General features: G+C 57.0%; 11 protein-coding genes. 9 read left to right on the top strand and 2 right to left on the bottom strand.

Annotated features, from left to right (window positions below):
- From ehuC to doeB, 7 genes are all read left to right on the top strand, one after another.
- Window positions 1-515 (top strand): ectoine/hydroxyectoine ABC transporter permease subunit EhuC (gene ehuC, locus ACXJ5O_RS12195; RefSeq protein ID WP_457300119.1); only part of this gene is annotated, 515 nt, incomplete at its 5' end.
- A gap of 9 nt (window positions 516-524) precedes the next feature.
- Window positions 525-1,181, top strand: a complete 657-nt coding sequence (ehuD, locus tag ACXJ5O_RS12190; protein ID WP_457300118.1) for an ectoine/hydroxyectoine ABC transporter permease subunit EhuD — start codon at window positions 525-527, stop codon at window positions 1,179-1,181.
- 11 nt (window positions 1,182-1,192) lie between these two features.
- Window positions 1,193-1,972, top strand: coding sequence for an ectoine utilization protein EutA (gene eutA, locus ACXJ5O_RS12185; protein WP_457300117.1), 780 nt, complete (start codon window positions 1,193-1,195; stop codon window positions 1,970-1,972).
- Between the two features lie 3 nt (window positions 1,973-1,975).
- The gene (eutB, locus tag ACXJ5O_RS12180; protein WP_457300116.1) at window positions 1,976-2,977 is read left to right on the top strand and encodes a hydroxyectoine utilization dehydratase EutB; all 1,002 of its coding nucleotides are present in this window, start codon (window positions 1,976-1,978) and stop codon (window positions 2,975-2,977) included.
- Window positions 2,965-3,957, top strand: a complete 993-nt coding sequence (gene eutC / locus ACXJ5O_RS12175; RefSeq protein WP_457300115.1) for an ectoine utilization protein EutC — start codon at window positions 2,965-2,967, stop codon at window positions 3,955-3,957. The genes eutB and eutC overlap by 13 nt, the downstream gene beginning before the upstream one ends.
- A 33-nt stretch (window positions 3,958-3,990) precedes the next feature.
- Window positions 3,991-5,172, top strand: coding sequence for an ectoine hydrolase DoeA (doeA, locus tag ACXJ5O_RS12170; RefSeq protein WP_457300114.1), 1,182 nt, complete (start codon window positions 3,991-3,993; stop codon window positions 5,170-5,172).
- An 8-nt stretch (window positions 5,173-5,180) separates the two neighbouring features.
- Window positions 5,181-6,185 carry a N(2)-acetyl-L-2,4-diaminobutanoate deacetylase DoeB gene (gene doeB / locus ACXJ5O_RS12165; protein WP_457300113.1) on the top strand — a complete coding sequence of 335 codons (1,005 nt, stop codon included), beginning with the start codon at window positions 5,181-5,183 and terminating at the stop codon, window positions 6,183-6,185.
- Window positions 6,186-6,213: 28 nt separating this feature from the next.
- Here doeB and ACXJ5O_RS12160 read toward each other — a convergent pair whose 3' ends face one another.
- Together ACXJ5O_RS12160 and ACXJ5O_RS12155 are read right to left on the bottom strand one after the other, a co-directional pair.
- Window positions 6,214-7,626, bottom strand: a complete 1,413-nt coding sequence (locus ACXJ5O_RS12160; RefSeq protein ID WP_457300112.1) for an ATP-binding protein — start codon at window positions 7,624-7,626, stop codon at window positions 6,214-6,216.
- Window positions 7,623-8,339, bottom strand: a complete 717-nt coding sequence (locus ACXJ5O_RS12155) for a response regulator (RefSeq protein ID WP_457300111.1) — start codon at window positions 8,337-8,339, stop codon at window positions 7,623-7,625. The genes ACXJ5O_RS12160 and ACXJ5O_RS12155 overlap by 4 nt, the downstream gene beginning before the upstream one ends.
- Window positions 8,340-8,645: 306 nt before the next feature.
- On the opposite strand from ACXJ5O_RS12155, the gene ACXJ5O_RS12150 reads away from it, so the two are divergent.
- Together ACXJ5O_RS12150 and ACXJ5O_RS12145 are read left to right on the top strand one after the other, a co-directional pair.
- Window positions 8,646-8,927, top strand: coding sequence for an FKBP-type peptidyl-prolyl cis-trans isomerase N-terminal domain-containing protein (locus ACXJ5O_RS12150; protein ID WP_246410708.1), 282 nt, complete (start codon window positions 8,646-8,648; stop codon window positions 8,925-8,927).
- Window positions 8,928-8,969: 42 nt separating this feature from the next.
- Window positions 8,970-9,200: a hypothetical protein gene (locus tag ACXJ5O_RS12145; RefSeq protein WP_457300110.1), complete on the top strand. Its 231-nt coding sequence runs from the start codon at window positions 8,970-8,972 to the stop codon at window positions 9,198-9,200.
- Window positions 9,201-9,235: the final 35 nt, after the last annotated feature.

The raw sequence follows: 9,235 nt of genomic DNA, 5'->3' as shown, positions 1-9,235 counted from the left end.
GGCTAGCGACCGCCTATATTGAATTTTTTCGAGGCACGTCGATCTTCGTTCAGCTGTTCTGGGCTTATTTCGTACTCCCGCTCTTCGGTTTCACGCTGACGCCCTTGCAAGCGGGCGTCCTTGCGCTTGGCCTCAATGTCGGCGCCTATGCTGCCGAAGCGGTGCGCGGCGCTATCAAATCCATTGGCAAAGAACAATACGAGGCCTGCACGGCGCTCAATTTCAATCGTTGGCAAGGCCTTCGCCACGTAATCTTGCCGCAGGCCTTCGTGCTGATGCTGCCAACTTTCGGCAACAATGCCATCGAACTCCTGAAAGCATCGGCTGTGGTCTCGCTCATCTCGCTGTCGGACATGACATTTCAGGCACAAGTGGTACGGGCACAGACGGGCAGCACGTTGTTTCCGTTCCTGACAATTCTCATTCTCTATTTTGCCATCGCCTGCGTCATCTCCTTCGCCATTCGCGGCCTTGAGCGTCACCTGACGCGCGGCCTTGACGGCATCAGGTCGTAGGAGGCAGCGATGGAATGGGATTGGGCTTTCGTCATTCAAATTCTTCCCACACTCATCGAGGGCGCGAAGATCACCATCCTCGCGACGGTGCTTGGATACATATTGGCTGCAATAGTTGGGCTTGCCATCGCTATCGTTCGCCGATCAAAGAACAAACTGATTTCGAGGCCAATGGGCTTCGTTGCTGAGTTCATTCGCGGAACACCTCTGCTGGTACAGCTTTATTTCATCTTCTACGTGCTGCCGGATCTTGGGCTGACACTCTCGCCGCTCGTCGCCGGCGTAATCGGTCTCGGTCTGCACTATGGAACCTATACTGCCGAGGTCTATCGCGCCGGCATCGATAATGTTGCACGCGGTCAATGGGAAGCAGCCAAGGCATGTAATCTCAACGCCTGGCAGACCTGGACGCAGATCATCCTGCCCCAAGCGCTGCCGCCCATGATCCCCGCTCTCGCGAATTACTTCATTGCCATGTTCAAGGAAACGCCGCTTCTGTCTGCAATTACGGTGCTTGAACTGATGAACCAGGCGCGGAGCATCGCCAACTATAATTACCGCTATATTGAGCCGATCACGCTCGTCGGAGCGTTCTTCCTCGTCATCAGCCTGATTTCCGTCGTCGGGCTGCGTTGGCTGGAACGCCGCTATGGCAGGATAGACTGAGGAGCATGATCATGGACGCCTTCCCTACGATCCGCCAAACCGCAATGGAACTGGATTTTGACAATCGCCCGCTCAGCAAACGCGTCGGGCTTGTGATCCTCGCTACCGATCACACCACCGAACCGGATTTTCAGCGCATGGTGGCGAGTGATCGCATCGGTCTTTATACGGCGCGCATTCCCTACGCGAACCCGACCACGCCAGACAATCTGCGGCTGATGCAGCCTTCACTTACCGAGGGCACGAGCCTCATCCTGCCAGATGAAGATCTCGATGTGATTTGCTATTCCTGTACCGCGGCTTCTGTGGTGATCGGCGACGACGAGATCGAAGCTGCAATCAACCTTGCCAAGCCCGCCGTGCCGGTTGTGACGCCGCCGCTGGCTGCCGTCCGCGGATTGCAGGCGCTCGGTGCAAGACGCATCAGCATTCTCACGCCCTATACGATCGAAACCAGCACGCCCATGGCGGGTTACTTCGCGGCCAAGGGTTTCGACATTGCGAGTTTCACGTGTTTTGGTCTCGACGATGATCGCGAGATGGCGCGCATAAGTCCGCAATCGCTGATTTCCGCTGCTCAAGAAGCGATGGCGAGCGACGCTGACGCGCTGTTCATTTCGTGTACGGCAGTGCGGGCGGCGGGCGTTGCGCTCGCAATCGAACAGGCAATCAGAAAGCCTGTTGTCAGCAGCAATCTTGCAACTGCCTGGGCAACGCTACGTATATGTGACGATCTTACGCCTCGTCCGGAATGGGGCAGTCTGATGACGCAATCCATGGCTGGTTGGTGAGCCATGATCGACAAATTGGTGACCATCGCTGAGATTGAGAGGGCGCGTGACGCACTTGCGGGCAAGGTGGTGCATACCCCTACCGTCAGCTCGGTATCCTTATCGGAAATGACGGGCCTACCGGTTTTTCTCAAGCTCGAACACCGCCAAACTACCGGCAGTTTCAAGCTGCGCGGCGCTACCAATGCCTTGAGCCAGCTTTCCGTAGCCGAAAAGCAACGCTGCGTTGTCGCAGCATCCACGGGAAACCATGGCCRCGCCCTCGCCTATGCCGCACATCTTGAAGGCGTACACGCCATCATTTGCATGTCCCGGCTTGTCCCGCAGAACAAGGTGGATGAGATCCGCCGTCTTGGTGCCGAAATTCGCATCATCGGCAAATCGCAGGATGACGCGCAGGAAGAAGTAGACCGGCTCGTACTGGAAAGCGGCCTCACCATGGTGCCGCCTTTTGACAATGCCAAGGTCATTGCCGGGCAAGGAACACTAGGTCTCGAGATCATTGACGCCGTTCCGGATGTCGACACCGTCCTCGTTCCGGTGTCGGGCGGGGGTCTGGCCTCAGGTGTTGCGGCGGCGGTCAAGGCCAAACGTTCCGCTGCGAAGGTCATCGGTATTTCGATGGATCGCGGCGCCGCCATGCGTGCCAGCCTTGATGCAGGCAGGCCAATTCTTGTCGAAGAAAGTGAAAGTCTTGCGGATTCGCTTGGCGGCGGGATCGGCATTGATAACCGGTTCACCTTCGCGATGGTCCGGGAACTGCTCGATGATGTGATCCTGCTCTCCGAGGACGAAATCGCTGCCGGCATGACGCACGCCTATACGCATGAACGCGAAATCATCGAAGGTGCGGCGGCCGTCGGCATAGGTGCGCTGCTCGCGGGAAAAATCAAGGCAAAGGGGCCTATCGTCGCCATTCTTTCCGGCCGCAATGTCGACATGGAACAGCATCGGCGCATCGTCTGTGCGGATATCAACGAAAGGGCCGAACCATGCCCCGCATGACGATTCTTACCGAAGCAGATTTGCGCAAGATCGTGTCGCTCGATCTCGACGCTATTGCCTGCGTGGAATCTGCGTTCGAAGCTTTGGCGACCAAGGCTGTCGCCATGCCGCCTATCCTGCGGCTCGACATTCCCGAACATCGAGGTGAAGTCGATGTGAAGACCGCATATGTTCCGGGTATCGATGGTTTTGCCATCAAGATCAGCCCCGGTTTCTTTGATAATCCCAAGCTCGGCCTGCCCAGCGTCAATGGCATGATGGTTCTGCTCAGCAGCCGTACCGGTCTGGTAGAAGCCCTGTTGCTCGACAATGGCTATCTCACCGATATACGCACGGCAGCTGCGGGCGCAGTAGCGGCAAAACATCTGTCGCGGCCCGAATCCAGTGTCGCCGCTATATTCGGGGCCGGTGTTCAGGCGCGCTTGCAACTTGAGGCATTGACTTTGGTTCGTCCAATCAAGCAGGCGCGGATATGGGCCCGCGACACCGACAAAGCCCAATTGGTGGCAAACGCGCTCACTGAAAAGCTTGGTATTCCCGTCACCGCTGTACATGATCCGGAAAAGGCTGCTCGCGACGCGGATATTGTCGTGACGACAACGCCTTCCTCCCAGCCAATCCTGCAATCGACCTGGCTGCAGCCAGGCCAGCACATCACCGCCATGGGTTCCGATGCCGAGCACAAGAATGAGCTCGATCCTGCCATCATCGCTAGAGCCGACCTCTACGTCGCCGATAGCCTCAAGCAGACACGCCGCCTCGGCGAGCTTCATCACGCCATCAAATCCGGACTGGTAAAGGCGGACGCGATCTTCTCCGAGCTCGGTGCCATCATCGCCGGTTCGGCCAAAGGCAGGCCGTCACAAGAGGCAATCACTGTCGCCGATCTGACCGGCACCGGCGTGCAGGATACCGCCATCGCAACACTTGCCCGTGATCGCGCCAGACGGTCGAGCGCTGGAACCAATTTCGAAAGTTGATATGGGCTTCGGCCCAAGCATGAGGAAACCGATATGACAGAGCCAAATCTCAAATTCACGCGGCAGGAATTCGCCGAAAGATTGCAGAAGACCCGCGCGGCAATGCAAAAGCGCGGCATTGATCTTCTGATCTGCAGCGATCCGTCCAATATGGCGTGGCTGACGGGATATGATGGCTGGTCTTTCTATGTGCACCAGGCCGTATTGGTGCCGCCGGAAGGTGAACCCATCTGGTATGGCCGCGGCCAGGATGCCAACGGCGCGAAGCGCACGGCTTATCTCTCCAACGATAACATCGTTGGTTATCCGGATAACTATGTTCAGTCCACCGAACGCCATCCTATGGATTATCTGTCGAAAATCATTGCCGAGCGTGGTTGGGACAAGCTGACCATTGCCGTCGAGATGGACAATTACTGGTTCTCGGCCGCCGCATTCGCATCCTTGCAGAAACATCTGCCGAACGCCCGCTTCGTTGATGGCACTGCGCTCGTAAACTGGCAGCGCGCAGTGAAAAGCCCGTCTGAAATTGAATACATGCGCAGGGCCGCCCGTATCGTTGAACTTATGCATCAGCGTATCGTCGACAAAATCGAGCCGGGCATGCGCAAATGCGATCTGGTTGCGGAGATCTATGATGCAGGAATTCGCGGAACCGATGATTTCGGCGGTGATTATCCCGCCATCGTGCCGCTGCTGCCTTCGGGTGCCGACGCTTCGGCGCCGCACCTTACGTGGGACGACAAGCCGATGATGGTCGGCGAAGGCACCTTTTTCGAGATTGCCGGCTGTTACCACCGTTACCACGTTCCCCTGTCGCGCACGGTGTTTCTGGGCAAACCCACCCAGGAGTTTCTGGACGCAGAGAAAGCTACGCTCGAAGGCATGGAAGCCGGTCTCGCTGCGGCGAAGCCGGGCAATGCCTGCGAAGACATCGCCAATGCGTTCTTTGGCGTCTTGAAGAAATATGGCATCGTCAAGGATAACCGCACCGGCTATCCGATCGGCATCTCCTACCCGCCGGATTGGGGCGAGCGCACCATGAGCCTGCGTCCGGGTGATAGAACCGAACTCAAGCCAGGCATGACGTTCCATTTCATGACCGGTTTGTGGCTCGAAACCATGGGCCTTGAAATCACCGAAAGCATCCTGATCACCGACACTGGCGTCGAATGCCTTGCCAATGTGCCGCGCAAGCTTTTCGTCAAAAACTGAGGCCCGTCATGCAGTCAAAAACCCTGCGGCCGTCGCCCATCACACCTACCGTCGATCTGGACAAACAAGGCGTGCAGCACGGCTTTTTGCGGCTACCCTATAGCCGCGATGATTCCGCCTGGGGATCTGTCATGATACCCATCGCCGTCATCCGCAATGGCAGCGGGCCAACGGCGCTGCTGACTGGCGGCAATCACGGCGATGAATATGAAGGACCGATCGCTCTCTTTGACCTTGCCCGCACGCTGGACTTAGGCAAGGTCAGCGGCACGGTTATCATCGTTCCGGCGATGAATTATCCGGCGTTTCGCGCCGGCACGCGCACGTCGCCGATCGACAAGGGCAATATGAATCGCAGCTATCCGGGAAAACCGGATGGCACGGTAACTCAGAAGATCGCCGACTATTTCACCCGCGAATTGTTGCCGCGTGCTGATGTTGTGCTCGATTTCCATTCCGGTGGCAGGACACTCGATTTCGTACCCTTCGCGGCCGCCCATATCCTGCCTGACAAGGTGCAGGAGGCCAAAGGCTTCGATGCCGTCAAAGCATTCTCGGCGCCATGGTCGATGCGCATGCTCGAAATCGACGCGGTCGGCATGTATGACACGACGGTGGAGGAAATGGGAAAGGTCTTCGTCACCACCGAACTTGGCGGCGGCGGTACGGCTCGCGCCGAAACAGTCGCCATCGCCAAACGGGGGGCGATGAATGTCTTGCGCCATGCGGGCATCGTCAGCGGTAATATTGACCACCGCGACACGCGATGGCTCGATATGCCATCAGGCGATTGCTTCTCCTTTGTGGAAGATCAAGGGCTGATCGAAACAATGATCGATCTCGGCGACTTTGTTAAAGAAGGGCAAGTGATCGCTCGTATCCATCCAATAGGCCGCACTGGCGCGGCTCCCACCGAAATCCAAGCGAAGCTTACAGGGCTTCTCGCTGCACGGCATTTTCCGGGTTTGGTCAAGCCGGGTGACTGCGTGGCAGTCGTAGGCACCGTCGACTGAATTTCTGGCCGCCTTTCGGCGTACCGCATCAAACCGCGCGCGGAATCCGCAATTCGGCTCTTAGGCCGCCGTCTGCGTCATTTGCGAGCGTGATATCACCGCCGCTGCGTCGCGCGATATTGCGCGCGATGGTCAGGCCCAGACCAAATCCACCAGTCTCCCGGTTACGGGAGCCTTCGACCCGCCGGAACGGCTGGAACACCTCGTCGAGTTTGGCCTGTGGAATGCCCGGCCCTTCGTCGCGGATCGTCAGCAAAATGTCGGCGCCACTCTGCGTGAGGCTGATATGGGCTTTCTCGCCATAGGTCACGGCGTTGTTCACGAGGTTTGTCACACACCGCCGCAGCGCGATTGGACGGCCCATGCAGATCAGCCCCCGCGACGCAAGGCTGGTTTTGTCGAATGAGGCCTGCGGAAAACCGTCGGCAACCGAGTCGACCAACGACCAGAAGTCGATCTTCTCCTGCTCTTCATCGACGATTTCATAGGTGGCAAAATCGATAACCGATCGGGATATGGCTTCGATATCGTTCAGATCGTGTGTGAGGGATTGGCGCAATGGCGATTTCCGCAACAGTTCGAGGCGCAGGCGAATACGGGTCAACGGCGTGCGCAGATCGTGCGCCAGCGCGGCAGCAAGCTGCTCACGGTCGGCCACATATTCCCTCAATTGCGCCTGCATGGTGTTTACCGCCCGCGCTGCTGATTTATACTCGCTGCTGCCAAATTCGGGCAGTGGCGGCGACTTTACATCGTCGCCGATGCGCTTGACCGCTCTCTCCAGTGCTCGATATGGCGCCGTCAACCGGCGCATCGCCCAGATCGACATTGCAATGACCACCGCGGCAACAGAGCCAAACAGGGGCAGCGTCTGCGCAGTGAAGATCGGGGGCTCCGGCGCGATCGGCGTAACGAAGTTCAGCCATTGGCCATCCTTGAACTTGATCGAGGCCGCGAGCCCGTCACTCTGGCTGAAATCCTCCGCGATATCAGAAAGCTGACGCTCTACAATACCGACATCGGGATCAGGTGCACTCGGGCTTGTCGCAGGGCTGCTCGGTGGCCGGTTCGACACGCGGCGAATCCGGGCGTCGGTCACTCCGAACGCGGACAATCGTGCAACCAGCACATCTTCGAGCTCGGCAAGACTATCGTCCGAAGCAATGGCCGATGTCACAGCCGGCTCGTCGGACATGGAGAGAGGATTGGCGGTGTTCGACAAAGYGCTCGCAAGAATCGATCGCTCGGATGGCGGTGCGGCATAGAGCACCTTGACGAGCGTATAAGCGCGTTCGCTCAAGCGAAACAGTTCGAGCACATTGTTGTTTTCGGCACGATCACGAGAGACGATCGATAATGTTGCAACCTGCGTTGTGAGCAGGCTTGCAATCAGGATGAGCAGGATCCAGCTCGGCAGCGACTGGGGCAGAAATCGTTTCATTCCGCGGCGACTTCGGGAACGAATTGATAGCCGCCGCCCCGGATCGTCAGGATCAATTTCGGCGAACGGGAATCATCTTCCATCTTGCGGCGAAGGCGGCTGATCAAAATATCGATGCTGCGGTCATAACCATAGGCGGCGTTGTTGCCGACCAATTCCAGCAGCTGGTCGCGGCTCAACATGCGCTGGGCGCTTTTGACCAGTGTTTCCAGAAGATTGAACTCTGCCGTCGTCAGTTCCACGCGCACCGCATCTGGAGACACAAGTCGCCGCCGCGAACAGTCCATAGTCCACCCGGCGAATTTGTAGATCGTGGGTTGGAGGCGCCGGTCAGGACCGGACGTATCGAGACGGCGCAGCACTGCCCTGACCCGCGCCAGTAATTCCCTCGGATCGAACGGCTTGGAGACGTAATCGTCCGCACCCATTTCGAGCCCGACCACCCGGTCAGTGGTTTCTGTGACAGCAGTCAGCATGATGATCGGGATACGGGAGTGCATCCGGATATCCCTGCAAATTTCCATACCGCTTTTGCCAGGAAGCATCACATCCAGAATGAGAAGATCTATAGGCGTGCGGGAAAGCACTTCCTGCATTTCCTCGCTGTCTCGTGCAACCGAAACATGCATTCCCCGCTTCTTCAAAAATTCATGCAGGAGATCACGAATGGCTTCGTCGTCATCGACAATCAGAATATGCGCTTCAGATTTCATGCTTAATTCCTGATGGCGATCGTTTTGCGCCCAGCCATAAGGCGCGGTTCAACCCGTTGTTTTTACGCACGATCCACTGTGGAAGCCACGTAATTCTTTGGACTGGAAAGCAAAACCTGCAACATCCAATGACTGGCGAAGCGGGCAAAATTCTGTCGTTTCGTGTCTTGTTACAATCCAGAAACAAAACACCACAAAACAGAAAAACTGAGGCAACACTCAAGTCCGATAAAAACCCGTCAACTTGTGGTTGACTGGTCGAAACAGGATTTCTTCGTAACTCAAATGGCTCTTATGCGGAACATATTGACCATTTCGACAATCGTCCTGACCGGTGCGATCGTATTCATCGCACCAATCGAGCAGTCAATGGCAGCAGAGACACTCACCCGCACAGAGTTGTGCGGCAAACTCCAGCAACAAGTTCAACACGCAATGACGGAACACGCCGAGGCAAAACGGGCAGCCAAGGCGAAAGCACTTCAGAAAACGGGAACGAGGTTCTGCGCAAGCAACAAGCAGGCGCAGGGGATCAGATCGTATGCCCAGGCTTTGAAGCTGCTTGGTGTGCAGCCGGTTGACGATTGACCGGCTGTATCACCCAGGCCCGCATCGAAAGGAAACTGACCAATGAAAAAGTCCCTCTATACAGCTCTCGGTCTCGCCGTTGCCCTCGCTGTTTCGGCTCCGGTTATCGCTTCCAGCGCCAACGCCGCCCCTGCTGCAACAACAGCAACTACCCCGGATACGACGACAACCGTGAAAAAGGCTCACAAGCCTGTTAAGAAGGTGCACAAGATGTCCGCCAAGAAGAAGGCCGTAAAGCCTGCTGATTCAACTGCTCCTGCTCCTGCACAATAATTTCTGCAAGCAAGAGATCAGATTGTAGCAGACAC

This window comes from Phyllobacterium sp. P5_D12 (assembly GCF_054049495.1).
Note: the sequence above shows the minus strand (reverse complement) of the source record. Positions and strands in the feature narration are given on the sequence as shown.